This is a genomic window from Pseudomonas sp. D1-1 (assembly GCF_051132225.1).
Classification (GTDB): domain Bacteria; phylum Pseudomonadota; class Gammaproteobacteria; order Pseudomonadales; family Pseudomonadaceae; genus Aquipseudomonas.
In genome coordinates this window covers 4,905,045-4,928,287 of sequence record NZ_CP071676.1, presented here as the reverse complement: position 1 = coordinate 4,928,287, position 23,243 = coordinate 4,905,045, and the positions used below count along the sequence as shown (strand labels likewise).

Below are 23,243 nucleotides of genomic sequence, written 5' to 3'. Positions count from 1 at the left end.
ATCGCCACACTTTCGCGGCGATGGTACTGACGTCGTGCGGCAGTTCCACCACAGCGAAGTGTTGATGTCATTCCCCCGCGCCAACACCACCCCGAACCAGGGTAGTGGTCATCCATGGAGTGTTTCGCGAACGGGTGGTGTACGAGATTTTCCCGTTTTAACCTGGGCTCCCGTTTTGGTAGGTCAGATAGCAACTCTCACAAGTTTCGATTTACCTGGCGCTGAGCCGCACGAAAGGAGTGAATTAGAGAAACTAAAAGCCCGGCATTTAGCGGGGCTTCGTTAAAGGTATCGGACTAAAATCAATAGCCGCGACTTTCCTTTTCGCTCTGTGAACCGAAGAACGCTTCCTTCGACAGTTCCCGTTTCAAGTAACCGATGAAAGCTTATCGATAAAGCTTTATTCACAAAGCCGACAACGACGCCTTTATGAATGATCTTTATCGCTTTACTGTCGTGAGGGTTTTGAGGGTCTGGCTCAAAAAAAACCTCATCATCCTCAGAAAATATATTTTCTGCGGTAGTGTGATACTGCGTTCCGGACGCTTCAATAACGAAATCCAGTGGAGCCTTGGCATCACTCAAATCCGGGCACAGCTCAAAGGTATCGCTTGCCAACCTCGCACCGGTGTATCCCAGCAACGAAAATGTTGAACCGGAAAAATTGGCTGGCAAGGCGTATTGAGCAAGATACTCACGGAAGTCTTCCCGCTTGCGTGGAGGTAGACGGCGCATGAACACGTCTAACGCGCCTGATTGGCGCTCACTGCTTACGTTGTCAGCAAATGCAGGAAATTCGTAAAAACCCTCCTCCAGTGCTGCCTGGAAGTCATCTGTGTCCTTGAGGTATCGAAAGGATGCATCTTCTCCCTGACGAACCAATTCCCCCACCACTCTGCGATGGCGAGGAGCACCAGGCTGTGAGTGATGCCACACTAGTAGCAACCTGGATGGCTCAAAAATGTTCTCAATTGTGCTCATTTAAGGTTTCCATGGCTAGCTGAGCACGACGGTGCGTCAGCCGGAGAATAAAATCTGCTCGATCCTTGGTGAGATTACCACCTGGGGGAGCGGGTAGGTCAACAAGCCTGTGGAGCACGACTGCAAGCGCCTTTAGATCAAACTCTTTGAGACGCTTCAGCAGCAGGGCTCTCACACCGGCGTGGCTCTTTATGAAACTCAGTGAAGCTATGTGGCCCATACGCTCAAGGTTCGTCCTTGAGTACCTCATGTGGTGCCTGCCCCGCAGGATGTACCGGTCCAGCGTAGCGTCGTTCCACTGTGTGAACTTTTCATTTAGAAGCTCGTGTCCCAGGCTAGTTCCATTATCGAACCAAGGAGCGAAACGCCACTTCACATCAAAGGGCTCACCTCTACGACGAGCAACACTCTTACTGACACGAACGGCTTTGAGTAGGTGTCCCCAGTTGTCTTGATGACGATCGGTATTTCCTAGGAGCACGTCAAAAAGCATCATGCTCCAAAACTCATAAATCTGATTTTTGCCAAGCACTTTGTTGTTGAACTCGTCTGAATCCACAATATTGTGTTGCGTTCCTTTTTCTCTATCAAATGTCTTGATAAGCTTGTGGAAGAAATTACCGGCGGAATAGAAAGACTCTTCTCCCTCTTTATAAAACCACGCACTAAGAGCACCGCATTGGCCTGTGGCAGGATCAAAGGCGGCATAACATGGTGGCGCCGGCACTTTGAGTAACACAGATATTTCGTAAGCGATAATTTCTGCCCAAAATTGTTCAGGATATCTGGCTGCTGAGCGCTTAAACATATGCCGCCAATCCGGCTCGATAAAGGGCTGTGTCGGATTCGTGGGCGAGAAAAGGGTGCGTTTAGGCCTTGCGCCTTCGGGATAGGCAGAAGAAAACTCATCGTCGTCTGGCCAATCGCTGATATTTATGAATTCTGTTTGCATCGTTCAGCTTGGCTCCTTCCTGACAAAATTCCTGTTTGCGATCGCAGTTCTGGTCTCTGCCGCCTACCTTTCTGTTACCAGTAACTTCGTAGTCAGCTCCGGTGAGGATATCAAACACATCCATAAGGTGCTGGTCATACATTGGTAGCATTTTGCCCTGCTCCCGTCCTCCATGCATTTGGATGCCTGCAACCCTATAGGAATAGGAACTCACACTTAATAGTCAAGGCGTTTGAAAATCGAGATATAGGAATTTCCTTTTCCCGCTTATAAGCGCATTTCCCTGATGACTCGTCTTGGCTCAGCTCCCCGCGAAAGGGCGCGCCGGGCGTCCTTGGTGAGCTGGTTGAGCGCTTGCTCCTCGAATGCTGCCGCCATTGCGCTGGCCTTCCTGACGATCAGCAGCGCGAGCTCCGGCGGAAACACCACCTTGTCGGTGGGCAGATAATCACAGTCAATAACGGACACGGCTCTATCCTCGGTGCGCGGTTGATGCTGGCGCCGGAATGAAGCGGGGCCAGCAGATGACCTGCAGATGTTACCAGCGGAACATGAGCAACTACCTGGAAACCGGGGGTTGGCCAGGCTGGCAAGTCGACCGGCTTCCGCTCCAGGGTGAACAACTCGTTCGCCACCTGCTCCGACCTGCTGTCAGGTCGCTGGAAGCCCCGGAAAATACTTGACGAGCATCAAGCACCAGCACGCCAACTTTAACGCTGGAAGCGGCGCATTGCTTGGGCTGCGTGCAACTTGCCCGTGTTCTGTCGTTGGGAATCCGTCTAGTGCCTGTCTAGTATTGCCTGGCGCGCTAAGCATTTTTCTGGACCGGTATTTCACCACCCCATCCCGCCAGCGAAGGCCTGATATTGATTGCACAGCAGCCTTGACGGCCACCTCTTAAATTCTTGACGAGGCTGGTGCTGGCTAAGCTGCGAGAACGCCCGCGAAGCCTTGCCCGGCTTGGCTTTAAGCGATTCAGTTGCTGGCGGTGGCAGATAAATCCGTCAAGACCTGTCAAGAATTTCGTCAAGGCTGGTCAAGGATAGCGGTCGCGTTTGCCCGGTTCGACCGTGTGCTACTTGTCCCGCAAGTGACTATCTCGGCTAGTCCCTTTTTCTGGACGAGGTATCTATCCGGCCGCATGCCCGATCAGCCGCAAGCCTTCGCTGACTTAGGCCCATAAGCCGAGTTGGATAAGCTGCGGCCTCTCCAGCCGTCCAGAACTGTCCAGAATTATTTGCCTCCTCACGATTGGCCCAGACTGCCCGCGACGGCCAACTCAGCAATGCCCTGGCGAATGAACACCAGGTTCTCGTCTAGCGTTTCCAGCGCGCCGCGCGCGTTGTTGGCAATGTCTGCTGATCCGCGCTGCTCGACCCAGTTGGAAAGCTCCTCCACTGCGGCGCCCAATGCGAGCTGGTTTTGATTGAAGCGGTCGAACAGGCTGGCAATCAGTTTGGTGTCCGTCATGGTGGCTCTCCGTCTTTCGAGAGAGCGTAGCACCGGCACCGTGAATGCCTGGAATCACCTTTACGTTGTCTGCGTCCGCCGGCGGCAAAGTGTCCTGGCGATGTGATACGGAATTTCCCCGCATCTAAAGCGTGAGCCCCGCCCGCAGGGGCCGCCGCGGGTTCTCAGACGGTCATCCTCGCCGAATCCGTCTCATGCCTGTCTCACATTCGCCAGCGATTCGGTAAAAGCCAGGTAAAAGTAGGCGGGCCGAAATCGCCGCATCCGTCTGGGGTCTGTCAGGGGTATCAGCGGCGCACGGTGCGCTTGTTTGACGGGCTGGCCACGCGATAAGCCTCAGACGCCTGTCCGCCGAGGTTTTGGTCTAATGCCTGTCTCCCATTCCGTCAAAGTGTGGTCAAAGTAAATGCCGGCGCCAGCGTGTGAGATCTACATGGTGAGTTAAATTCAATGCTGGCGCGCATCATGCGTGCCGGCCAGTCGACCCCGCGCCGTGGGTTTGGTCTGGGTCTGGCCAGGTTGCCAGTGGAAAGCACTGCCAAACCCCGGAAACCTCAGTGGAAATTAGCTAATGACATCTTAAGGATTCTCAGAATGTAACTACCGCCAGATGGCTACAGCAAGCGGCATTACGAACCGAAAGTGCGCCCTGGACATGATATGGATGCGCACCAACGTATCTGGCATGAACTAGAATCTGGCTACATTGAACGAGGACGAAGCAGGGGGTCAGAGAATGGACATTGAGGCTCGCATGATCCAATTTCTGGATACACAGAGTCATGTGCGGCCGCTAGATGGTCATGTAGATCAACCACCAAACGTGAAGATGGCGGACTACTTGTTTTTCAATGGCCGGGCCGTAACCGAGCTCAAGACCCTCGAAATTGATCCGAAGGAAAAAATTTTCAGCCTGGCCAAACCGGCAATGGATTCGGAAGATTTCCCCCTGATCTATGGCAAGTATGACTTGGAAGCCGCGATCAAGACGATGCCCGGTGGTGAGGCAATCATGAGCAAAATCTTCGCGAATGCTACTAGGATGGTGGAGGGTGTATGCCGGCAGGCTCGTGATCAGATCAAGTCAACGAAAGACCACCTTAAACTCGATCCAGAAACCCCCGGGATTCTGCTCGTGCTGAATGAAACCGTTGAGAGCATCCCGGTTAGTCAACTGGTCGATAGATTCAGTTACTGGCTTGAGGGCGGTAGCGCAAAGCAATTGAGCCGCTTTTCGCAGATCGATTTTGTAGTACTAATCCAGACTACCTATCGCGTCAAAGCCCAACAGGGCCAGATGGTGCCGGCTTTCATTATCTACAACGAATGCAATGCCCACCGCCATCACTTAGTGGAAAAGGACATACACGCCTTTCTTGAATCATGGGCTCGGTCGCAAGGGCACCATTATGAAACTACTGGAAATGTTCAGGGCTTGAAGTTCGAGGCGGACGTGCCTACGCCCCCGCCGCCACAAACCAGACAAGAATACGTTGAGCATCATTATCGGCTAAATCGGTATCTCCAAAAGCTCACGGACGAAGAGCTCATACAGCATGGCTGCAAAGTTATTGACCAGGTTACTTCAATTGTTTTGATCGGCGCCCCGAGGATTTCCGAGGCGACGGAGATGCTATACATGGCCCATTTTACTGAGTTACTCGAAGAGTGCCGGCTGAGAAGCTTTGATCTTAAAAGGGTAACCAGCAGGATGCGAGCACAGAGGTAAAAGACCCTCGTGCCTGGAAGCTAGGTTCTAGCCATGGGGGTTGCGAACCTTGCGTGCGAACCACTGTGCGAACCTGCTGGTGGCTGTCAGTGCTAGGTGCGTATCGGGCTGCGTACCCGCCCAGGGAAGTTCGCTCCCACAGGTATTTCGCGCGTCTCAGGGTGCGTGACGATCGTGTGTGAAGCCGTTCGCGTGGTCATTCATGGGGTGTTTTCGCTAATAGGCCATCTGACCTCGTTCAGCCTCATTCATGGGGGTGTTTTCGCAATCAGCGTTGGATGCGTCGGTGACCGGCGGGAGTGGTCACTATTGATGGTCTCCGCGACTGGTCACTGGCTGGATACGTGGCTCGATGCTGCCCTGAGATCGATGCTGCGCGTACTAACTTTTGCTAACAGATGGTGGATACCAGCATGGATACCGGTCGGCCTGAGTCGCCCGGCGACTTGACAAAACTTGACATCAATCAGCCACAGAACCTGACAAAACCTGACATTGCCGCGACGCTTGTTCGATAAGTCGTGCAATCGAATCGATAGGCGCCCATGGTGGAATGTCAGAGGACTTCACCATGACGGCAAGTCAGAGGTTGCACGACAGGGTCTTGTTGTACGCCTGCAAAGAGATTCACAACATTTTGTTCGGGGGAGCTTCGTACGCTGCTCAGTATCCACGACTGCTGCAGATGGTGTGCGGCTGTATCGACAGCGGCATCATCACGCAGGACGAGGGAGATATGATTCGAGGAGAGGCCAAGATGGCGCTCGACAATGCTTTTCGGGCCTGCTGACAGGCGAGCATCGAGCTTTGCGCTGTAGGGGGAAGGGATTCCCTAATGGGTTGCTCGGATGCCTGTGCAGAATTCAAGGTTGGCCGGCCGGCGGCTTGCTGCTCGATTTAGATTTCACCTCGATCAGGTCAAAGAGTGATCCGTCCTTCAGCGTCAGCACCAGACCTTCGACATAACCCGCGATGTGCTCCGGGAAGGTTGGCCGACCGTCGTCCTTGCTCTCGAAATAACGGAAGGCGCCATCATCGTCGATCTGCCCGACGAGATTATTGCCTTCGTAGAATCGTCCGTTGTAGAAGTGTCCTTCGATGAAGGCGTCATTCCCGCGTTGCAGAGCTCGGTAATATCGCTTGGGGTTCATGGTGTGAGCCATAGAGTGTCCTCGGACAGAGGGTGGAGGAATGGTTACCAACGGTGGTTACCACGCTTGGTTACCAACTTGATGAAGGGGCGGTGGGCGACTCAATCCTTGGAGCCGCCCGATTCTGCAATTGGGTCAGAAGGAGCTGGGACGAATATCGGTACCGTTTTGCGTACCGGACACCCTGAACTTCTGAACATCCCCGGCGCCGACCTGTGTGGCCGTCTCCTTCACCGGCTGGCCGATCTGTAGCGCGCATACGCCGTTACCGTCGTCGTCACCCGCTATACCGATGATGTGGCGACCAGGCTTGACCTGAAACGCCACGATCTCGCCTGTGTCGATACGCGCGGCTTTCCTGCCATCGACCAACACCGTTGCATAGCATCCACCGGACGCCCAAAAGCCACTATCTCGACTCACCACCAGCTTGGCGCCGCCCGGAACGTCTGACTGAAACGCAAACGTTCTGGCTGCTGGCACTTTCTTCGCCGACGCTTGGTCGACCGGTGTACTGGAGCAGGCGGCCAGCACGCCGGCGGCGATGAACGCGAGAAAAATCCTGTGCATTTGGTTCGTCCTCAAAAGTGAATTGTGACTTTACAACACCACGCCTACATTTTGTCTTCGGCGTAGATCGAGGCAGAGATGATCATCCCGCCCCACCGACGTTCTCCGATGCAGATCGGTACCGGGTTGCCGCTCGCCGTGGTGTTCTTCGCGCTGCCGAAGGCGTAGGACGGGGCGTTTTCTGGTCCGGCGCTCTGCCTTAGGCCTGAGGCCTGCGGGCTGAGCATCTGGATCACGCCGCCGGCGGCGAGCGCTATGCCCGGCGCGAGTGTGGCGCCGTTCGTGAACGGACTGAGCACGATCAGCACCGCCCCCAACACTGTCTGCAATAGTCCCGCCCGCTTACTCCCATGAATGACTGGGACGATGCGGATCTCGTTTGCTCGCCCCATCCCGAGCTCCTTCTCGCCGATATTGCGCCGGTTTCGAAAAATGGCGAACTCCAGGCCGCGGGCCTTTGCGTTGGCAAGGTATTTGGCAAATCCCGGGTGATTCACGTCTACCGCCTTAACCGCCTCGCGGACATCCCCCGTTGATAGTTCGTAGAGGTGTTTGCGGCCAAAGAGCTTGCCAGCGCTGCCGCCCAGTAGGATCAAGGTTTTGTTGCCGTAGTCGGTTGCCATTGCCATTTCTTACTCCTGGGCGCCTTGGGCGCTGTGTTTGGGAATTTCCATGCCGAGCTGTCCGGCAAGAAGCATTCGAGCGGCCATAGCGTCGTTTCGAATCGCGATCTCGCGTTTCACGTCGGGATTCCAGGCTGAGCAATGAGTCGATTGGTAGGCTCGGGCTCCTCGGTACTCGATGCGCATCAGTTCGGCGGAGATCCTGGCCTCTTCCTCAGTGAAGAACGGCCCTTCAATTTCAACCCGCTGTCCGTCTCGCACATGCTGTACGGTCCAGACGATGTAGCCGCCGATAGTGCCGGGGTCAGTTGTGAAGTCAGTGGCCTTGCACGCTTCGGCGAAGTGTATGTGATGTGACATGTGTTGCCTCCTGCGGCGCCTGGGCGCCATTGATGGGCTGCTGCCCGGTTTGTTGCATCGTGTCGCGACACGATTTGATGATTCGCAAATCGTGTCGCGGAATTGGTGGCCTACTTGCCAACGATGCTCAGGGTGGGCGGAAGCTTTGGGCCAAACGGTGCGCCAGGCGCGAACGGATCGGGGAGCAAGTGCTCGGGGCAGTCCCTGATGAAGTTGGCGGTCGCGATCTGACAGGCGTTGAACAAAGGCGCGTCGTTCCATTCCTGCCCGCGACGTGCGGCGCTGTCCTCCAGGGAACAGGCGAACACCAGCTCCGCCAAACCGTTCACGCCGTCTTTCCTCGCCGCTTCACGCTCCACGGTGTTCACCGCCAGCAGATCGCACACCCGGTCGAATCCCAGGCCATCCATCAGGCCTTCGGTATCCAGCATCAGCGATCGGCCAAAGGCGCCGAGCACCTTGCGTAAGTCGTCCCACTCGGCCCTCCGATGCTCCATGGCCTGCTGCTGGAGTTCGTCGATCCTGCTGGTGGTGAAGGGTAGGAAGGCGCGAAGTTTCCCGGCCTCCCGCCGTATATCCCGGCGCTCGCTTCGGATGGTGTCCGCCCTCTGTCCGAAGATTCGGCAGATCCGGCGAGTAGTGATCAGGCTCGTACTCATGCTGGCGCCCGGCTGCTGTGCAATATCCAGCAGGGCGATAACGACATTGGTCTTCATGGCTGTGTCTCCATGGGCGTGCGGTCATAACTGGCGCGCAAGCCGGCGCCGACGCTGCAATAGCGGGCGGTGGGCGCGTAGCAGGACCGGCAGGCCATGATGTGGTTGAGGTATGCGTCGCGGGCCAGCCGCCACTCGGGCGTTGCCGTGGCGGCGCTTGCATGAGGCGCAGTCACAAACTGGGGGTGGCGTTCTGCTTGTGCGACCAGCGCCAGCGATGGACGAGGCGCAGGTCGGCGGGAGGTCTCCGCGGTGATGCCAGCGATGATCGGCGGCATGTGATCGAGCAGGCCGGAAAGGAGACTCATCGCATCACCTCGCCCGAATTGCACCACTGCCCAAATGTGTCTGTGAAAAAAAAACGGGGGAACGGGGGAACAGTGGGAACACCCAATGATTCCGGGGCTTTCAGAGGGGGATTCTGTACCCCACGTTTTTCTGTGGGGAACAGTGATAACCAAACGTCAGGAAGGCGGCGGTCGCTTATATTCAAAAACATGTTTGTGTTCCCCCTGTTCCCCAACCATTCAACAAGGGGGAACGGCTACAGGCCACGTATTTGCTGGCTGTTCCCCCGTTCCCCCTGTTCCCCACGTTTGTAGGTTCCTGTGAACTCGGGCATTCGTTTCTGGTGTTGGTGGAGGTCATGCGGCACCGCCTTCGCTGTCCAGGGCTTCCGGGTCGATGACGTACAGCCGTGCCGATCCGCCGGCGGGGATGCGGTACTTTTTGGTTTTGCGGCTTTCCCGGTCGGTGTCGCGCTTGGCCAGGGCTCCGCCAACCTCCAGCGCCTTGATGACGCGGGTGAGGCCGAACCCGTGCGCGGCTTCGATGAGCGCGGACTTGTTGAACAGGAACAGTCGCTTGTTGGCGACCACCTCCCAGTACCCGGCGCGGTTGAACACCTTGGCGTCCGCCTCGGGTGCGTCCACGTCCGAGAAACGGCTGCTGCCGTGCTTGTCGATAAAGTCGATGATGCCGGCCAGGATCTGGCGGTCCTCGGCATTCCCTCCGCCGACACGGGAAAGCCATTCGCCGTAAAGCAGGCGGCAGTCGGCGAGGGCGGTACCGGGCTCCCACGGGAGCAGTCCGTAGGCGATGGCCATCTCGCCCGCCAGCGCAATCACGGCGAACCGGTCAGCCACACGACCGGCCTGGGCGTTGTCCTCGACGAACTGAGCGCGGATGCCGTCAAAGTCACTGAGCAAGCCGGGCTTGTCGTCGTCCGCGACCAGGCGCTCGACGAAGGCCGGCCCCAGGTGGCCATGGTGGGCGCCCACCGCGACGGTGAGCTGCCGGTGAAAGTCCGCGCCCTCCAGGCCGTGCAATTCGTCAAAGGCCCGATGGGTACGGGTACCAGCATTCACGTCGACCATGCGCAGCTCGGCGCCAGCGTGGGCGGCATTACCGGATATGGCGGCGTGCTCGGAGAGGGAGCGCTCGCCACTGGAGAGAGTGAGCAGGCGCCAGCTCAGTTTGCCCCGGGCCTCGCGCTCGCGGGTCATGGTGCCTTTGCCCTGGCCATTGGCGAGGGAGTAGGCCATTTCCTGTACCCGCTTGGGATCGGCGCGTTTGATTTCGTCCAGCGGCAGGATGGTGTCGTTACGGCTCGATGCCTCGATCTCAAGGCCGCCCTTGGTCATGTCCCAACTGGCGGCGAACACTCCAGGATCGCCCCACACCGACGAGCCGATCAGTTGAGCCAGCGACTTGCCGCTTGAGCTGTCGCCCACCAGGTGGACGCCGCCGCCCAGCACGCCGACCAGACTCAGCAGCGGCCCGGCGAGGGAGCAGCCGATCGCTAACGTCAGCACCGGATTACCCGCGCATTTGGCTGCCACCTCGGCCTGCCACCGCGCCAGCTCGCCGCGCTGACTGAACAGGACTTGCGCCTTGTTGCTGGCCTGATACCGCACGTTGGCCGTGCCGATCGTCCGCCCGGGCAGCACGAACGCTCCCGACTCATGCCAGCCCGGCCGGCTGGTGGTGGCGAATACCTCGGCGGGGTGCTGGTCGAGCAGATACTCCATGAACGTGCCGCGCTTCTTGAGCGCGATGATGACGCCCATGCCAAACAATGCCCGCCGGGCATCCTCGCCGCTGCCACCGAACACCTCCATGGCGATGATCCATTCCTTGATGCCACCCTCGGTGGCCAGGCGGAGCAGCCGCCCCTCGCTGCCGTCATCGCTGTTGGTGGTGCGCGCCACGACCGTGACGGGGCTGGAGATCCATTCGTCGGTGATTGGGCGGTCGGCGGCGTCATTCTCCGCGTCGTCCTGATCGGCGGCGGTGCGCTTGAAGCTGTGCCAGTACACGCCCGGGCGCAGCTTTCGACCGTTCTCGTTGGTAACCCAGTGCTCGTACACCGCCCAGCACGGCCGATCAGGGGCAATGGTGGCGGCTTCGGGCCGAAGGTTGATCACGTTGGTGTCAGGCTTGGCCATTGGCGAGCTCCCAATTTGCGAGGTCGTTGAAGTCGGTGAGGTCGTCGGGCGCGCCTTCCGGCCACTCAGGGAAAGCTACCTGGCCACCCACTGCCGCCGCGGCTGCGTTCGCCGCTGCGCGACCTGGGTTGCCATCGGTGAGTCGGTCGTCGTCGCCGGCAATGACGATGGGCTGGCCCGGGTAGCGAGCGCGGAGGCCCATCGCTGCCGGGATCAGGTTGCCCGCGTTCATGGCTGCCGCAACGACATAGCCGCCGTGCTGGTGGAGGCTGGCGGCCGTCGCCCATCCTTCGCAGATGCACAGCACGGAACCGGGCTCGATGATGCCCAGCGGCGAATACGTGCCCTTCACGCGGCCACCGGGTAGGAAGCGCTTGGCTCCGTCCGGGCTGATTTTCTGCAGGTTGACCATGCGACCATCGAGGTAGAGCGGGACGAGAAGATCAGCCCCACGCTGGCGCAAGCTGTGGGAGCGAACGCCCTTGGCTGCGAGGTAGGGATGATCAGGCGCGGCACGGCGCGCATTGCGCCACCAGTGGTTGGCCTTCTCGGCGGCCTGCTGCTGGCGCCGGCGCTGTTCGGCTTCGCGCTGGCGCCGGGCCTGGTCAACCCGCTCGCGGATCTGCGCAGCTTCGCGGGCGTCCACTGGTTCGCGGCTACACCAGGTGCTGGCGCCGCCGGCTTTCCAACTGCCGAACGCGCCGGACGCGATGCCATCTAGATACAGCACATACCAGCCGTTGAGGGAGCCCGGTTTGTCCTCCGGTACCCGGAACCGATGGATGAGGCCGTCAGGTTCTGGCATCCAGTCGAGCGGGCCATAGACGGCCTGGAGCGCGTCACGGAAAAGGACCGTAGCGTCAGTCATGCGGCCCCCTGTGGCGGCTCAAACCGCGCCAGCACTGCGTTGAGCTTGGTGGTCGTCTTGCGCATCAGTGCGGCGCGGTCACGGTTTGGCTCGTTGTCACGAAATGCCGTCAGGTCGTTGAAGACGCCGACCAGCAAGGCGAAGCTGTACGGGTCGATGTGAGGCGCCTCATCGTCACGCATGATGCTGGTGAGTGGGTCGAACGGAATCACATCACCCACGGCTCACCTCCTGGCGATCAGCGCCAGCGAAGACCCGGCAAACACGGCCGTTGTTTACGGCGTGCCAGTGCGTGATGTCGTCGATGGAGTCGACCAGGCAGGCCGTGACCTGGGCGTCGGCGCTGCGCATAACCACGCGCCCGCACTCGGCGTCGGCTTTGCTCAGGAACGGGCCCAGCAGCGCTTTAGGCGCCTTTTGGTGGGTCACGTAAAACAGCTCGTTGGCTTTCTTCGGGCAAGCCGATCCCCTCGACGCAAATGCGCCGTTTTGAATTTTCATGTCGTTAAGCCTGTTCGGTTATTTGTTTGGCAGAGCCAGTTTCATAACGAGACTTCGTTTTTTCTCTGAGCTTCGCCCGCGCCTTCTCCTGGTCAACGAGTAGCCACGGAGCGTCATCCGCTTGTCGTCCGCAGATGATCGCCAGCTCCCGCCCGGGGAGGATTGTTTGAAGCGCGACCATGGCGTCCTCAGCTTCGTGAGCATCCATGAACGGTCCGCAAATGCCGTATGGGAACCGGTTGCCTTGCGGGTAGCCAGGCAACGGCAGACAAACGCTGTAATAGGGCACGGTCATACATCACCCCCTTGTTCAGCAATTGCATCATCCAGAAGTTCGGCCCAGGCCATGGCGGTGTGCTGCGCGAACACAGCCAACACGCGGGCCACAAGAACGTGGGTAGAGGGCGAGGCGATCAGCGCCAGCGACATCGCCAACAGCACCAGGATCTCTTGCGCATCGCGCAGATCGTCGACGACGCCTGTATTGCTTGGGAGTGCGCTGGTCATGCCTCACCTCCGAGGCTCGACAGGTTGGCATTGAGGACCTCAAGGGTCTGCTCGGACACTTCGAGGTGGCTCTCGGACAGATAAACGCCAAGGGCAGCCAGACCGGTGGCGTTCAGGCCGCCCGAGTGTTTGTGGTCGTCACGGATGGCCGTCATCAGCGAAAACATCCAGTTGCCGAACTCGTTTCCGCACTCCAGTTGGAATACGGCCTCGTCGGCGATTTCTTTGTAATCTGCGGCTTGCGGCTTGGTATTCATCGCGCACCCCCTTCGCCCATTTCGGCGCGGTTACCCACCACGCCGTGCGAGGCCCCCAAGTGGCGATGGCGCCAGCAGAAATTGCCGCTGAAAATCCGGATCTGCTCAAGGTGGCGAGCGACATCGCTAGCCGGCCCGCTCTCCTGCTGGCACAGCAGCGGCTCGATCAGCGGCCACAGAATCCGCTCAAGCTTGTTGAATTCTTCACGGGCGAAATTCATGGAGCACATGTCCCGAGCATCAATGACAGCCTCGCCCAGGACTTGCCCCTCGATTGGATCGGCGCCGACGATTCGCAGCTCGCGGTTCATTGCGCACCCCCGGCGTTTTCCAGTTTGCGGGCGATTTCGGAGTGATGGTTGTAACGCTTCAAGCGCACGGAAAGGGAGGAGTTTGCCCGGAGGGCGCTCAGGGCCATACGGCGGTGGGCCAAAGCGCGGATTGCGTTAGGGAACATGGCGGTCATACGTCACCCCCTTTGAGCCAGAAGCGACGGTAGACGTCATAGGTCGCGTCATTCAGGCCAGGGACAAAGCGGTTGGCCAAAATCCTGGCCACCTCTATCTCAATGGCGGTGGTGATGCGACTGAGCTCTGGTTGGCTTGAATAACGGAGCAGGGTTTTGAGCAGCTCGACGCAGTAGGCTTTTTGAAGCTCTACAGAGAGCACAGACGGATTGAGGGCGTGTTGCATGGTTGGAGCTCCCGAATCATGAGAGCCACCACGGCCTGCCGCCAAGCAGAGAAGGGTGGCGAGTTGCACAGGATTGGCGGACCGGAGATTCAGGAACCCGGCGCACCCGAGGGTGCTCCTGCGCAACCCGCCATAAAACGAGATCGCGGACACAAAAAAAGCGCCTGCAATCGTAATGGGGGCGCTGTTGCGCCTGAAATCGTTCGACCCGCCAAGGTCGGTCACTGAATTTGCAGTGACGTGTAGACCATACCGGCGGGCGTGATTGCTGGCAAGGACACTTATCGACCGTTCATCGTTGAACATGAGGGTGGCTGTCATGCGGCGTCACTCCGAAGGTGCTTGGCCGTCAGGCTTTGGACGTAGCGGAGTAGGGACGCTTTCCGGGCTGCGAAGTCTTTGCCCTGGCCGATCAGCAACACGTCGCGGATCTCGATCAGCGTGACCAACAACAACTCATGCGCGTTGAGTTCATCGCGATTGCGGCCGGCAAACTGACCAGTGATTACCTGGTTGATTAGCTTGGCTTCGTTGATGAAGTGGTGGCGCTGAGGAGCCGTGCCGCGCTCCTCGTGGGCGATTGCCAGCGCTTCACACAAGCCGCGGTAGCCGATAGCCGACTGGTGACGAGCCTGCTGCCAGTCCTGACTCCCGTGAATGAGCGCCTCGATCTGCATGTCACACCAGACAGAGAATTTGGCATCGCACCAACGGGCGAACGCTACCGCCAATTTGGGATGTAACCAGGTGCCCCCGGCGTTACCGCGGCGGGATTTCAAATACCCGGATTTCCGGGTATTCACGATTTTGGATGGCCCCGCTGTGGGATGCTGAATCTCATCCAGTGCGCGGAGGTACTCGAGTGTCTCGGCGTTATCGAGCCAATGGTCCAGTCGCTTGCCGAAGCGTTCAGCGATCACTGTGGCGTGGAGCCAACCCTCGGCATTAAAGCTGACGGCCTGGCCCTGGTAGTCGAAGGGGATGATGCGGGCGCTCATGCCTTCACCTCCGCTGGTGGGTTGGTGCTGAGGTAGTAGAGCGCCATGCCTTGGTGAGTGCGGCCTTGATCGTCGGTCAAGGTAAGGCGTTGGGTCAGGATCTTATGGCCCAGGCTGCGCAGTTCATTGATGCGGGCACCAGGGCGGACGATGTTCAGTTCGCGGATAGCGGTGAAGGTGTCAATCGGGCCAGCGTGCAGGCGCTCCAAAAGGCGAGCGCGTTGTGCCGTTCCGCTGGTATTCTCGACGCGAGTATTTTCGTGGCTGGCCTGTTGGTCGGCCTTTTTTTTGTTCATTAGGCGGCCACCTCGCGCAGGGCGATGCGCTGGCGCACCCAAGCCTGGACCTCGGCCAGCACGAAGCCCACCGGCGAACCACGCGACTTGCTGTTGCTCAGCGGCACCGGGCGGGGAAACGTCGGATCATCTTTGAGGCGTTTGTACACCGTGGGGCGGGCGAGGCCGGTGATGGCCTCCAGATCCGGCATGCGAATCAGGGTGATCGCCGGGTCGAAGTTCTGCGCGGCGGCAGCAGAGGGGTGGTGCGGTGTGTGGATGGTGTGCATTTTGCGCTTCCCGTAATAGCTGGAGATGACGGGAGACACATTGTCAAAAGTAAGGCCAAAGCAGGACGACGAAGACAGGCTGTATTGGGCGATGTTTAGGTGACAGAAAGCGAGAGAAAGTCGGACTACATCAAGGGACAAAAGATTGAGTTTCGAGCACGTTTTTTTGACTAGCAGATAATCTCTCTGCCAAAAATGCTCAGTTTTGACGAGCCCAATTTTTCTGTTCGAGCCTTTTCCAATGTAACAAGCCGCTCGATGGTCTTCATCTCGATTGGTCTGTCAATAAAGGGAAGTCCCATTAGGTGATATATCGAGTTTTTATGGGGTGCAGAGAACAGTTTGAGGTGAAGGCGAATCAATTCAGAGGCCATCAGACGCGTGGCAAGATCCTTATCATCTCTCTTGGTCGTAGAGAAAAGGTGCTCTAGCGACCCTTCCATATTGGATTTGGCCATCTCCCAAAAACGGCCGCCGATGCTGACCGGGCGGCCTAAAAAATCGGTATTTTTCCGAATCTCTTCAATCTCTTCCATCAGATCGAGCATTCGTTGAATCGCTTTCGGCCCCTCAAGCGCAGCTTTTCTACGTTCACCTGTGATGAAACCGCTCGACGCTTTTGCAACCCCACCCATATAAATTACATGCAATGTAGCGTGCCGAAGAGCGCTGTCCTTTATAAATTGGGACCGCCACTTTGTCCGTGTGCGTTGGCGTTCTTCAATGATTTTTTCGTAAGGGTTTTTATCGCCCGAGGCAGTGAAACCGAGCTTATGCAGAGCGATTTGAAAGGATGGTTCGCTATTGAGCCAAGCATATGCGACCTCATTTTCATCATCGAAGCATGACTGAAAAGCTTCAAATCTCGCTGTTTTGAGGTTTTCGGCAAGTTCGGAAATCATTGGCTCCGTCAGGCGAAAGCCTGGCTCGTTGCTAATGTCCTTCGTTATCTCGCCGAACCTTTTATCTAGCAGGCCAACAAACTCATCGACTGCTCTTTCCAGGGCATCGAACTGTGTTGACGTTGGGATGATTCTCACAGCGTGACCTCCGGTCCTTTCGCTGAGCGATTGCTGTGAGGGCAATCACGACTATCGATGATGACTGTTCATCCGAACAGTAGTGCATATCAGTCTATATCTGTATATGGGCGGGATGGAAGCCAGCAATTAGGCACGCTTGCCGAAATTACCCTGGATAATGACGCCGCCCGCCAAGCCGTCGAGATAATTCGCATACCATTGCATCATCACCGTGCGCTGCGGCAGATACTTCGCCTTGTTGTACACGCCAGCGACTCCAGGCTTCTTGTGCGAAAGCTGGGCCTCGATGTGGTTCTCGTCGAACCCGTTTTCATTGAGGACCGTCGACGCGATGTGTCGGAACCCGTGCCCGGTTTGGCGTCCCTCATACCCCATCCGACGCAGCGCCATAAGGAATACGGTGTCGCTGCGGGGCTTCGTGCGGTCACTGCGCCCTGGGAAGAGCAGGGGATTGCCACCGGTGTAATGGCGCAACTCTTCCAGCGCCTCAATCGCCTGAGTGGAGAGGGGCACCAGATGTTCCAGCCCTTTTTTCCGGCCCTTGCGATCAACCGGCACCGTCCAGATATTCTTATCGAAGTCGAACTCTGACCACTGGGCCTCGCGCAGCTCACTGGGGCGCACGGCGAACAGGCTCAGCAGGCGCAGGCCGAGGCGAACGTCGTGGGCGTGAGGATATGCCGCGATGGCGCGGATCAGGCCGGGGAGTTCTTCCTGGGGGACATGGGCATAGTTCTCTACCTTTCCTGACTTGAGATACTTTTGCAGGCCTTCCAGCGGATTGTGCGTCGCCCGGCCGGTAACCCGGGCCAAGTCGTACACGTCGCGGCAGTAGGAGCGCACCCGGCTCATCTGCTCGAGGATTCCCTGCTGCTCCATGCTGCGGAGGAACTCCATCCATTCAAGTGGAGTGATGTCGACGAACTGGCGCTTGCCGAAAACCGGGAAAACATGACGCTCCAGGGCGCCGATGATCCGCTTCGCCGTGCCTGCGTCCCAGTTGGCCAGGCGTGACGCGTACCACTCCCGCGCCAATGGCTCGAATGTCTCGCCAGCGGTGTCCCGCTCAGCCTTCTTGCGCGCCTGCTTCGTGACGATAGGGTTTTTGCCATCGGCGGCATCGTTTCGCAATTCGGATGCTTTCTGCCTGGCCATTGACCCGCTCACTTCTGGGTAGCCACCAAGCCCAAGCCAGGACCATTTACCGTCCGGCTTCTTGTAGCGGTACTGCCACGACTTTTGGCCATCGGGCTTCACACGGAAATAAAGGCCGCTGCCATCCAGTTCGCGATACTCCTTGGCATCAGGCTCGAGGCCAGCCAGTGCGGTATCGGAAAGGGGGCGGCGCTTTATCTCGGATCGCTTCATTTGGGCTTGTATCCCCTCGGTTCAATTATTTGTCGAGGATACACAGCGGGATACACGAAGGGAAGGTATAGGGGGATACAGAGGGAGATAGCCAGAAACAAGAAAGCCCGCACTAGGCGGGCTTCTTGAGGTTGTTTAGAGACTCATGGAGACATCTGTAAACAGGTACTTGGTGGCTACACAGGGACTTGAACCCCGGACCCCAGCATTATGAATGCTATGCTCTAACCAACTGAGCTATGTAGCCAAGTGGCGCGCATTATTCGCTGGTAACGAAGATGTGTCAAGCGTGAATCAAAAATATTTCTCTGCGCTTTCAACCGCTTATCCATCCCCGCCGCCAGCGCTCGTCAGCCGAGTTGAAATCTCCCCGTGTTCGCGCTCAAGGCCTGGCTGCCTTGGCTCAATGTGTCCGCCGCCAGGTTCACGGCGCGGGCACCTTCCAGCAAGCGCATGGCGGCCTGATCCACCTGTTGGATATTGCCGCTGACTTCGTCGGCGGTGCTGGCCTGTTCGTCAACCGCGGTGGCGATTTGCGCCAGGGTATCGGTGACGCTTTGCACGGCGCTGGCGATTTCGCCCAGTCGTTCGCCAAGCCCGGTGACGGCCTGGGCGTCGGTCTGGGCCTGGCCGCAGGCGGCTTCCATCAGGCTGACGGCCTCGTTGACCGTGGCGCGCAGGCTGTCGACGGTGCCGGCAATCTGCTGTGTCGAGGACTGGGTGCGCTGCGACAGGCTGCGCACTTCATCGGCAACCACGGCAAACCCGCGGCCTTGTTCGCCGGCGCGGGCGGCCTCGATGGCGGCGTTGAGCGCCAGCAGGTTGGTCTGCTCGGCCACGCCACGAATGGTGTCGACCACCAATTGGATCTGCTGGCCCTGCTCGCTGACCCGGCCCAGCGCCGCGGCGGTTTCGTTGAGACGCTGGTTGAGTTGCTGGATGCTCGCCGTGGTGCGTTGACTGTCGCGACTGCTGTCGGCGGCGATCTGGCGGGTCTGTTGGGCGCTGTCGGAGGCCTGTTCACAACTTCTCGCGACGCCTTGGGACGTTGCCGCCAGTTGCGTAGCGGCAGCGGCGATCTGGCTGATCTGTATCTGTTGTGCCTCGACCTCGCCCAAGGCTCCGCTGGAATGGGTGTTGAGGGTGCGCACGGCATCGCTCAGTTGCAGGGTCTCGTGGTCGACGCCCAGCAGGCTGTTGCGCAATTGGACCACGGCGACGTTGAGAGCGGTGCTGATCGCCGCCAGTTCGTCGCGGCCCTGCACCGGCACTTGCACGCTCAGGTTCCCGTCACGCAGGGCTTCGGCCAGCACGGTGATGCCGCTGGCGCTGCGCCGGATCGAGGTCTGCAGGCAGATGAACAGATACAGCGCGGCCAGCAGCAGGCAGCCCAGCACGGTGGCCACGAAGGTGAATTGGCGGATCGCCGAGCTGTGATAGTGCTCCAGCCGGTTATCCAGAGCGGTCAATGATTGTTGGCGCAGGGTCGCCAGATCGAGGAGGAGGGCATCCATCTGTTTCTCGAAGCCTTCCGGCTTGAGATTGATGGCGCCGCCGAACACGCCGTCATCGAGGATTTTCAAACCGCCGTCGAGGTTTTTCAGGCTGCCCTGGAACTGGCCGGCCCAGGTTTGCAGCTCGCTGGGCAGGCGCGTTTCCAGCAGCGCACCGGTCTTGACCAACTGGTCCCGGGCATCGCCGATGCGGCTGCGCAAGTCGCGCAGTTGCAGGCGGCTCTGCAAAGTGAACTGGCCTGATACCACCGAGGCCTGGCCAACGCTGGCCAGGCGGCCGACACGTTCGATCAGGTCGGGTGTCTGCTGGGTCGAGATCTGGGTCAGCAAATAGGTTTCCAGCCAGGAGGCGAGCGTCAGGCGATTGTCCATGACGATCTGTTCACGCAACGCTTGCAGCGCGCCGAGGGCCGCGGTGAAACGATCATAGCCGTCCGGCCACCAACCGACCGTGCCGAGGCTTTTGGAATCCAGGCCGTTGAGGCTGGTTTGCAATGTCTGATAGCGGGCGAGGGTGTCGGCCTCCGCGCCTTCGGCTTGCAGGGTCGCGCCGAGGTCGCCGGCGGCCTGGTTGAGCGCCGGTTGCACGGCATCGAACGCGGCCATGGCGGCCAGTGTCGCCGGGGTCGGTTGGCGGTTGGTTTCCGTTGCTCTCCAGCGCGCCGCGCGATTGCGCTGGGCGGCGAGCAGGTTGTCCAGGTTGTCCAGCGCCAGCAACTGACGCACCCCGGCACGTTCCCCGGAAATCAGGTTGAGCTTGTCCCGGTAATCCTGGCCGATCAGCCACAGGCTGCCCATGAGCGGCAGGATGAACAACAGGAACAACAATTGGAATTTACGGGCGAAACCAAAATGCCCGAGCAACCGGATGCCCGGTGATAAAAAAGCCTGCATGCCCATACTCCCCTGGACACCCTTTGCACTGTTTTTGTGCGTTTCGACACGCTTGTCGAAACAGGTGCCCTTTTAAAAGGCCTCGAAAGTTTGTCCAGGCTGGCTCTGTGGGCCTGCTCTGTAGCGAAACTTCCCATTCTCGGTCCCCTTTGTAAGGAGCCGCGTCGTAGAGCATAAACAAGGCAAGATTCAGACCATGGCGTTGCGCTATCACCTTGTTCGGCGACTATTTTTTATAGGTAGATAGCAAGCTAAGGGGATAGCCTTGCCGCACCGAAAAATGGCACATTGACGCACCTGCCCGTGTGCACCCATCCGCCGTATGGAAACTCCCATGGCTATCAGCAATACCCAGGCCGACACGACGTCGCCAGCCGCTACGCCTCAAAGCAGCCCGTTAGTCATGCGCATCATTGGTGCGGTGGCGCTTGCCCATCTGATCAATGACCTGATCCAGGCCGTGCTGCCGTCAATCTATCCGATGCTCAAGGAAAGCTACGGCCTGACGTTTACCCAGGTCGGCCTGATCACGCTGACCTTCCAGCTCACGGCCTCGCTGCTGCAGCCCTGGGTGGGTTACCACACTGATCGACACCCCAAGCCCTGGCTTTTGCCGTCAGGAACAATCTGCACCTTGGTCGGTATCGTGATGATGTCGATGGTCGGCAGTTTTGCCTTGATCCTGCTGGCGGCCGGGTTGATCGGGATCGGCTCCTCGACCTTCCACCCCGAGGCGTCGCGCGTGGCACGCCTGGCCTCCGGCGGCCGCTACGGCCTGGCGCAATCGACGTTCCAGGTGGGCGGCAACGCCGGCTCCGCCTTCGGGCCGTTGCTGGCGGCGGCGATCATCATTCCCTACGGGCAGGGCAACGTGGCCTGGTTTGGCTTGTTCGCGCTGTTCGCCTTGTTCGTGCTGTACCGCATCAGCCGCTGGTACGCCAATCACCTGAACCTGTTCAAGCTCAAGCAAGGCCAGGCGGCGACCCACGGCTTATCCAGGGGCCGGGTCTTGAGCGCCTTGGTGGTGCTGGGGTTGCTGGTGTTTTCCAAGTATTTCTACATGGCCAGTTTTACCAGCTACTTCACTTTCTACCTGATCGAGAAATTCGACCTGTCGGTGGCGTCTTCCCAGTTGCACCTGTTCCTCTTTCTTGGCGCGGTAGCGGCCGGAACGTTTTTTGGCGGACCGATCGGTGACCGGATCGGACGCAAGGCGGTGATCTGGTTCTCGATCCTCGGCGTGGCGCCATTCACGCTGATCCTGCCTCACGTTGATCTGCTGTGGACCAGTATCCTCAGCGTGGTGATCGGCTTCATCCTGGCCTCGGCATTCTCCGCCATCGTGGTGTATGCCCAGGAACTGGTGCCGGGAAATGTCGGGATGATTGCCGGCGTGTTCTTCGGCCTGATGTTCGGTTTCGGCGGGATTGGTGCCGCGCTGCTGGGGCACCTGGCAGACATCCGGGGCATCGAATATGTGTACTGGTTGTGTTCGTTCCTGCCGCTGCTTGGGGTGCTGGCGATTTTCCTGCCGAGGACCAAAAAGGCCTGAGTCGGGCGCAATGCTCCTTCCTGATATTCGTTTCTGACCGTGGCGAGTGAGCAAGCGTCCCCGCTACGGTCCTCAGACACTCGCGATAATCTGGCACGGATGCGGACGGTGAGGCTTCTTTGTTACTCTGAGCCTTCTATCATGGACGGATATTGGACACGCTATGGCTGGACACGCCCCTTCACGCCTTGGACAAACACTGCTGGGCCTGCTCTTCGCCCTGATTGGCATTGTTTTGTTGGGCGGCACCGTTCTTCTCATCCTTGAACGCCACGAATTTCTCGCCCGAGCGCAGATCGCCGATGGCATCGTCAGTCGGTTGAATGCCGGTGGTTCTCACCCCGAAGTCGCGTTCACTACCGGCAAAGGTGAAAAAATTTCCTACCCCCAGGGTGGCTTCATCTTCGGCTATGAGCCGGGGCAGCCGGTGCGAGTGTATTACTTGCCCGAGCAGCCGGCCGACAACCCCCTCATCGTTGATCGAGGCGCCCTGTGGGGGACGCCTGTGATGCTGGGGGCAATGGGGCTGTTCTTCACGCTGGTCGGCTCGCTGAAAGCCATCCGCCAGCGCGGTCGCGGTGCGGTTCATTCACTTAAAGGACTTTGAACGTATGAGCTATAACATCCCGATCCCGGTCAACAAAAGTCGCTGGACATATCAGACCGCCAGCGGTGGCGGTCTGACCGTGGTCATGGTGGCGGGCAGTGGCGGTTCGATCATCCTGCGTTCGCCCCAGGGCGAGGACATCAGTTACCGCTATGGCGGCGTCGGTGTAGGTGCGGGAATTGGCGCGCGATTGCCGCGCTTTGGCAAGATCAATATCCAGATCAAGGGCAAGAGCGTATCGGGTGCGGGTGCGGCGGAGTCTTTTTTCAGCATTGGCCGGGTGTTTGTCAGCGACGCCCTGGCCGATCGCGACCTCACCAGCGACGATATCACGGGGCCTTGCATGTATACCGAGGCGGGCTTCGGCTTGGTGGGAGGCGTTTCGGGCACTGCTCTGCTGTTCGGGCTCGATCCGAAGCTGTTGGCATTGTCGGTGGCCCTGAGCTCCAACCCGGCGACCTCGCTCATTGCGTCCGCCACCGTCAGCCGCCGATTGGCCATGTCAGCCAAGGGAGCGCTGCTCATGGGGGGCTTGAACGCTGGCCTGCAGGCCGGTGGTGGCGCTGCGATCTATATGGGCTATCTTTTTTAGCCACGGCGGGGTTGATCGCACAAGGCGCTTTCCATCCACTGTCATTGATCCGTAGCCGTTGCCAGGTTCGAATAGACGAATCACCCTTCACCTGACTGAGACGTTGGCTCGCTCCATGTACGGGAGCGAGTCGATGATGCTGGTCACCAACACTCCCCGACGCCAGATCAGCGTCCTTTGGTCGTCTTCCTCCAGTCGCAAGTGAACTTGCCGCTCGTTTGATATCTCCGAAAAAAGCGATCGTCTCGATCGCTCCGACGAGGCCAGTGGCCACCAAAACCACTG

General features: G+C 58.8%; 30 protein-coding genes and 1 tRNA gene. 5 read left to right on the top strand and 26 right to left on the bottom strand.

Features of this window, described 5'->3' with window-relative positions:
• Nucleotides 1-282: 282 nt before the first annotated feature.
• The 4 genes from J3P86_RS22210 to J3P86_RS22195 all read right to left on the bottom strand — a co-directional run bounded on the left by J3P86_RS22210 (nucleotide 283) and on the right by J3P86_RS22195 (nucleotide 3,403).
• Nucleotides 283-981 (bottom strand): HIRAN domain-containing protein, encoded by a 699-nt coding sequence (locus tag J3P86_RS22210; protein WP_434698884.1) that lies wholly within the window; start codon nucleotides 979-981, stop codon nucleotides 283-285.
• Nucleotides 968-1,933: a hypothetical protein gene (locus J3P86_RS22205; RefSeq protein WP_434698882.1), complete on the bottom strand. Its 966-nt coding sequence runs from the start codon at nucleotides 1,931-1,933 to the stop codon at nucleotides 968-970. The genes J3P86_RS22210 and J3P86_RS22205 overlap by 14 nt, the downstream gene beginning before the upstream one ends.
• Nucleotides 1,934-2,200: 267 nt before the next feature.
• A complete protein-coding gene (locus J3P86_RS22200) occupies nucleotides 2,201-2,401 on the bottom strand; it encodes a hypothetical protein (protein WP_434698881.1) in 201 nt (66 codons plus the stop codon).
• A 777-nt stretch (nucleotides 2,402-3,178) separates the two neighbouring features.
• Entirely contained in the window at nucleotides 3,179-3,403 is a 225-nt protein-coding gene (locus tag J3P86_RS22195) for a hypothetical protein (protein WP_434698880.1), read from the bottom strand.
• A gap of 754 nt (nucleotides 3,404-4,157) precedes the next feature.
• On the opposite strand from J3P86_RS22195, the gene J3P86_RS22190 reads away from it, so the two are divergent.
• Both J3P86_RS22190 and J3P86_RS22185 read left to right on the top strand, forming a co-directional pair.
• A complete protein-coding gene (locus J3P86_RS22190; protein ID WP_434698878.1) occupies nucleotides 4,158-5,132 on the top strand; it encodes a hypothetical protein in 975 nt (324 codons plus the stop codon).
• A gap of 571 nt (nucleotides 5,133-5,703) precedes the next feature.
• Nucleotides 5,704-5,922, top strand: a complete 219-nt coding sequence (locus J3P86_RS22185) for a hypothetical protein (RefSeq protein ID WP_434698877.1) — start codon at nucleotides 5,704-5,706, stop codon at nucleotides 5,920-5,922.
• A 73-nt stretch (nucleotides 5,923-5,995) separates the two neighbouring features.
• On the opposite strand, the gene J3P86_RS22180 is transcribed toward J3P86_RS22185, so the two are convergent.
• The 22 genes from J3P86_RS22180 to J3P86_RS22075 form a co-directional block, all read right to left on the bottom strand.
• Nucleotides 5,996-6,295: a hypothetical protein gene (locus tag J3P86_RS22180; protein ID WP_434698876.1), complete on the bottom strand. Its 300-nt coding sequence runs from the start codon at nucleotides 6,293-6,295 to the stop codon at nucleotides 5,996-5,998.
• Nucleotides 6,296-6,418: 123 nt separating this feature from the next.
• Nucleotides 6,419-6,853 (bottom strand): hypothetical protein, encoded by a 435-nt coding sequence (locus J3P86_RS22175; RefSeq protein ID WP_434698875.1) that lies wholly within the window; start codon nucleotides 6,851-6,853, stop codon nucleotides 6,419-6,421.
• Nucleotides 6,854-6,897: 44 nt separating this feature from the next.
• Complete coding sequence (locus J3P86_RS22170; protein ID WP_434698874.1) at nucleotides 6,898-7,482, bottom strand: tail assembly protein; 585 nt, start codon at nucleotides 7,480-7,482, stop codon at nucleotides 6,898-6,900.
• A gap of 3 nt (nucleotides 7,483-7,485) precedes the next feature.
• The gene (locus J3P86_RS22165; RefSeq protein ID WP_434698873.1) at nucleotides 7,486-7,836 is read right to left on the bottom strand and encodes a hypothetical protein; all 351 of its coding nucleotides are present in this window, start codon (nucleotides 7,834-7,836) and stop codon (nucleotides 7,486-7,488) included.
• Between the two features lie 110 nt (nucleotides 7,837-7,946).
• Nucleotides 7,947-8,552, bottom strand: a complete 606-nt coding sequence (locus tag J3P86_RS22160) for a hypothetical protein (RefSeq protein WP_434698872.1) — start codon at nucleotides 8,550-8,552, stop codon at nucleotides 7,947-7,949.
• Nucleotides 8,549-8,860, bottom strand: a complete 312-nt coding sequence (locus J3P86_RS22155; protein ID WP_434698871.1) for a hypothetical protein — start codon at nucleotides 8,858-8,860, stop codon at nucleotides 8,549-8,551. The genes J3P86_RS22160 and J3P86_RS22155 overlap by 4 nt, the downstream gene beginning before the upstream one ends.
• A gap of 336 nt (nucleotides 8,861-9,196) precedes the next feature.
• Nucleotides 9,197-10,999, bottom strand: a complete 1,803-nt coding sequence (locus J3P86_RS22150) for a DUF927 domain-containing protein (protein ID WP_434698869.1) — start codon at nucleotides 10,997-10,999, stop codon at nucleotides 9,197-9,199.
• Complete coding sequence (locus J3P86_RS22145; protein WP_434698866.1) at nucleotides 10,986-11,867, bottom strand: toprim domain-containing protein; 882 nt, start codon at nucleotides 11,865-11,867, stop codon at nucleotides 10,986-10,988. Before J3P86_RS22145 ends, J3P86_RS22150 begins: the two co-directional genes overlap by 14 nt.
• Nucleotides 11,864-12,088 (bottom strand): hypothetical protein, encoded by a 225-nt coding sequence (locus J3P86_RS22140; RefSeq protein WP_434698865.1) that lies wholly within the window; start codon nucleotides 12,086-12,088, stop codon nucleotides 11,864-11,866. The genes J3P86_RS22145 and J3P86_RS22140 overlap by 4 nt, the downstream gene beginning before the upstream one ends.
• Nucleotides 12,081-12,368, bottom strand: coding sequence for a hypothetical protein (locus tag J3P86_RS22135; RefSeq protein ID WP_434698863.1), 288 nt, complete (start codon nucleotides 12,366-12,368; stop codon nucleotides 12,081-12,083). The genes J3P86_RS22140 and J3P86_RS22135 overlap by 8 nt, the downstream gene beginning before the upstream one ends.
• A gap of 4 nt (nucleotides 12,369-12,372) precedes the next feature.
• Complete coding sequence (locus J3P86_RS22130; protein ID WP_434698861.1) at nucleotides 12,373-12,663, bottom strand: hypothetical protein; 291 nt, start codon at nucleotides 12,661-12,663, stop codon at nucleotides 12,373-12,375.
• On the bottom strand, nucleotides 12,660-12,875 hold the full coding sequence (locus J3P86_RS22125) for a hypothetical protein (protein ID WP_434698859.1): 216 nt from the start codon (nucleotides 12,873-12,875) through the stop codon (nucleotides 12,660-12,662). The genes J3P86_RS22130 and J3P86_RS22125 overlap by 4 nt, the downstream gene beginning before the upstream one ends.
• Nucleotides 12,872-13,132, bottom strand: a complete 261-nt coding sequence (locus J3P86_RS22120; protein WP_434698857.1) for a hypothetical protein — start codon at nucleotides 13,130-13,132, stop codon at nucleotides 12,872-12,874. The genes J3P86_RS22125 and J3P86_RS22120 overlap by 4 nt, the downstream gene beginning before the upstream one ends.
• Complete coding sequence (locus tag J3P86_RS22115) at nucleotides 13,129-13,443, bottom strand: hypothetical protein (protein ID WP_434698856.1); 315 nt, start codon at nucleotides 13,441-13,443, stop codon at nucleotides 13,129-13,131. Before J3P86_RS22115 ends, J3P86_RS22120 begins: the two co-directional genes overlap by 4 nt.
• 151 nt (nucleotides 13,444-13,594) lie before the next feature.
• The gene (locus tag J3P86_RS22110; protein WP_434698854.1) at nucleotides 13,595-14,146 is read right to left on the bottom strand and encodes a hypothetical protein; all 552 of its coding nucleotides are present in this window, start codon (nucleotides 14,144-14,146) and stop codon (nucleotides 13,595-13,597) included.
• Nucleotides 14,143-14,823: a KilA-N domain-containing protein gene (locus J3P86_RS22105; RefSeq protein WP_434698853.1), complete on the bottom strand. Its 681-nt coding sequence runs from the start codon at nucleotides 14,821-14,823 to the stop codon at nucleotides 14,143-14,145. The genes J3P86_RS22110 and J3P86_RS22105 overlap by 4 nt, the downstream gene beginning before the upstream one ends.
• Nucleotides 14,820-15,119 carry a helix-turn-helix domain-containing protein gene (locus tag J3P86_RS22100; protein WP_434698851.1) on the bottom strand — a complete coding sequence of 100 codons (300 nt, stop codon included), beginning with the start codon at nucleotides 15,117-15,119 and terminating at the stop codon, nucleotides 14,820-14,822. The genes J3P86_RS22105 and J3P86_RS22100 overlap by 4 nt, the downstream gene beginning before the upstream one ends.
• On the bottom strand, nucleotides 15,119-15,388 hold the full coding sequence (locus J3P86_RS22095; RefSeq protein WP_377706667.1) for a helix-turn-helix transcriptional regulator: 270 nt from the start codon (nucleotides 15,386-15,388) through the stop codon (nucleotides 15,119-15,121). Before J3P86_RS22095 ends, J3P86_RS22100 begins: the two co-directional genes overlap by 1 nt.
• 170 nt (nucleotides 15,389-15,558) lie before the next feature.
• Nucleotides 15,559-16,428: a hypothetical protein gene (locus tag J3P86_RS22090; RefSeq protein ID WP_434698850.1), complete on the bottom strand. Its 870-nt coding sequence runs from the start codon at nucleotides 16,426-16,428 to the stop codon at nucleotides 15,559-15,561.
• A 129-nt stretch (nucleotides 16,429-16,557) separates the two neighbouring features.
• Nucleotides 16,558-17,799 (bottom strand): tyrosine-type recombinase/integrase, encoded by a 1,242-nt coding sequence (locus J3P86_RS22085; protein WP_434698849.1) that lies wholly within the window; start codon nucleotides 17,797-17,799, stop codon nucleotides 16,558-16,560.
• 170 nt (nucleotides 17,800-17,969) lie between these two features.
• Nucleotides 17,970-18,046: transfer RNA gene (locus J3P86_RS22080), tRNA-Met, on the bottom strand.
• Between the two features lie 103 nt (nucleotides 18,047-18,149).
• On the bottom strand, nucleotides 18,150-20,207 hold the full coding sequence (locus tag J3P86_RS22075; protein WP_434698848.1) for a methyl-accepting chemotaxis protein: 2,058 nt from the start codon (nucleotides 20,205-20,207) through the stop codon (nucleotides 18,150-18,152).
• A gap of 334 nt (nucleotides 20,208-20,541) precedes the next feature.
• Here J3P86_RS22075 and J3P86_RS22070 point away from each other — a divergent pair, with 334 nt between their 5' ends.
• The 3 genes from J3P86_RS22070 to J3P86_RS22060 all read left to right on the top strand — a co-directional run bounded on the left by J3P86_RS22070 (nucleotide 20,542) and on the right by J3P86_RS22060 (nucleotide 22,958).
• Nucleotides 20,542-21,759 (top strand): MFS transporter, encoded by a 1,218-nt coding sequence (locus J3P86_RS22070; protein ID WP_434698847.1) that lies wholly within the window; start codon nucleotides 20,542-20,544, stop codon nucleotides 21,757-21,759.
• A 163-nt stretch (nucleotides 21,760-21,922) separates the two neighbouring features.
• Nucleotides 21,923-22,366 (top strand): DUF3592 domain-containing protein, encoded by a 444-nt coding sequence (locus J3P86_RS22065; protein WP_434628319.1) that lies wholly within the window; start codon nucleotides 21,923-21,925, stop codon nucleotides 22,364-22,366.
• A 4-nt stretch (nucleotides 22,367-22,370) separates the two neighbouring features.
• The gene (locus tag J3P86_RS22060; protein ID WP_434628322.1) at nucleotides 22,371-22,958 is read left to right on the top strand and encodes a hypothetical protein; all 588 of its coding nucleotides are present in this window, start codon (nucleotides 22,371-22,373) and stop codon (nucleotides 22,956-22,958) included.
• Nucleotides 22,959-23,243: the final 285 nt, after the last annotated feature.

Coding starts and splice junctions, on each gene's coding strand:
- J3P86_RS22185 (WP_434698877.1), top strand. CDS start 5,704: ATGACGGCAAGTCAGAGGTTGCACGACAGGGTCTTGTTGTACGCCTGC.
- J3P86_RS22120 (WP_434698857.1), bottom strand. CDS start 13,132: ATGAATACCAAGCCGCAAGCCGCAGATTACAAAGAAATCGCCGACGAG.
- J3P86_RS22130 (WP_434698861.1), bottom strand. CDS start 12,663: ATGACCGTGCCCTATTACAGCGTTTGTCTGCCGTTGCCTGGCTACCCG.
- J3P86_RS22175 (WP_434698875.1), bottom strand. CDS start 6,853: ATGCACAGGATTTTTCTCGCGTTCATCGCCGCCGGCGTGCTGGCCGCC.
- J3P86_RS22170 (WP_434698874.1), bottom strand. CDS start 7,482: ATGGCAATGGCAACCGACTACGGCAACAAAACCTTGATCCTACTGGGC.
- J3P86_RS22095 (WP_377706667.1), bottom strand. CDS start 15,388: ATGCACACCATCCACACACCGCACCACCCCTCTGCTGCCGCCGCGCAG.
- J3P86_RS22155 (WP_434698871.1), bottom strand. CDS start 8,860: ATGAGTCTCCTTTCCGGCCTGCTCGATCACATGCCGCCGATCATCGCT.
- J3P86_RS22105 (WP_434698853.1), bottom strand. CDS start 14,823: ATGAGCGCCCGCATCATCCCCTTCGACTACCAGGGCCAGGCCGTCAGC.
- J3P86_RS22150 (WP_434698869.1), bottom strand. CDS start 10,999: ATGGCCAAGCCTGACACCAACGTGATCAACCTTCGGCCCGAAGCCGCC.
- J3P86_RS22135 (WP_434698863.1), bottom strand. CDS start 12,368: ATGAAAATTCAAAACGGCGCATTTGCGTCGAGGGGATCGGCTTGCCCG.
- J3P86_RS22180 (WP_434698876.1), bottom strand. CDS start 6,295: ATGGCTCACACCATGAACCCCAAGCGATATTACCGAGCTCTGCAACGC.
- J3P86_RS22190 (WP_434698878.1), top strand. CDS start 4,158: ATGATCCAATTTCTGGATACACAGAGTCATGTGCGGCCGCTAGATGGT.
- J3P86_RS22205 (WP_434698882.1), bottom strand. CDS start 1,933: ATGCAAACAGAATTCATAAATATCAGCGATTGGCCAGACGACGATGAG.
- J3P86_RS22070 (WP_434698847.1), top strand. CDS start 20,542: ATGGCTATCAGCAATACCCAGGCCGACACGACGTCGCCAGCCGCTACG.
- J3P86_RS22160 (WP_434698872.1), bottom strand. CDS start 8,552: ATGAAGACCAATGTCGTTATCGCCCTGCTGGATATTGCACAGCAGCCG.
- J3P86_RS22210 (WP_434698884.1), bottom strand. CDS start 981: ATGAGCACAATTGAGAACATTTTTGAGCCATCCAGGTTGCTACTAGTG.
- J3P86_RS22195 (WP_434698880.1), bottom strand. CDS start 3,403: ATGACGGACACCAAACTGATTGCCAGCCTGTTCGACCGCTTCAATCAA.
- J3P86_RS22065 (WP_434628319.1), top strand. CDS start 21,923: ATGGCTGGACACGCCCCTTCACGCCTTGGACAAACACTGCTGGGCCTG.
- J3P86_RS22085 (WP_434698849.1), bottom strand. CDS start 17,799: ATGAAGCGATCCGAGATAAAGCGCCGCCCCCTTTCCGATACCGCACTG.
- J3P86_RS22165 (WP_434698873.1), bottom strand. CDS start 7,836: ATGTCACATCACATACACTTCGCCGAAGCGTGCAAGGCCACTGACTTC.
- J3P86_RS22075 (WP_434698848.1), bottom strand. CDS start 20,207: ATGCAGGCTTTTTTATCACCGGGCATCCGGTTGCTCGGGCATTTTGGT.
- J3P86_RS22110 (WP_434698854.1), bottom strand. CDS start 14,146: ATGACAGCCACCCTCATGTTCAACGATGAACGGTCGATAAGTGTCCTT.
- J3P86_RS22100 (WP_434698851.1), bottom strand. CDS start 15,119: ATGAACAAAAAAAAGGCCGACCAACAGGCCAGCCACGAAAATACTCGC.
- J3P86_RS22060 (WP_434628322.1), top strand. CDS start 22,371: ATGAGCTATAACATCCCGATCCCGGTCAACAAAAGTCGCTGGACATAT.
- J3P86_RS22125 (WP_434698859.1), bottom strand. CDS start 12,875: ATGACCAGCGCACTCCCAAGCAATACAGGCGTCGTCGACGATCTGCGC.
- J3P86_RS22115 (WP_434698856.1), bottom strand. CDS start 13,443: ATGAACCGCGAGCTGCGAATCGTCGGCGCCGATCCAATCGAGGGGCAA.
- J3P86_RS22145 (WP_434698866.1), bottom strand. CDS start 11,867: ATGACTGACGCTACGGTCCTTTTCCGTGACGCGCTCCAGGCCGTCTAT.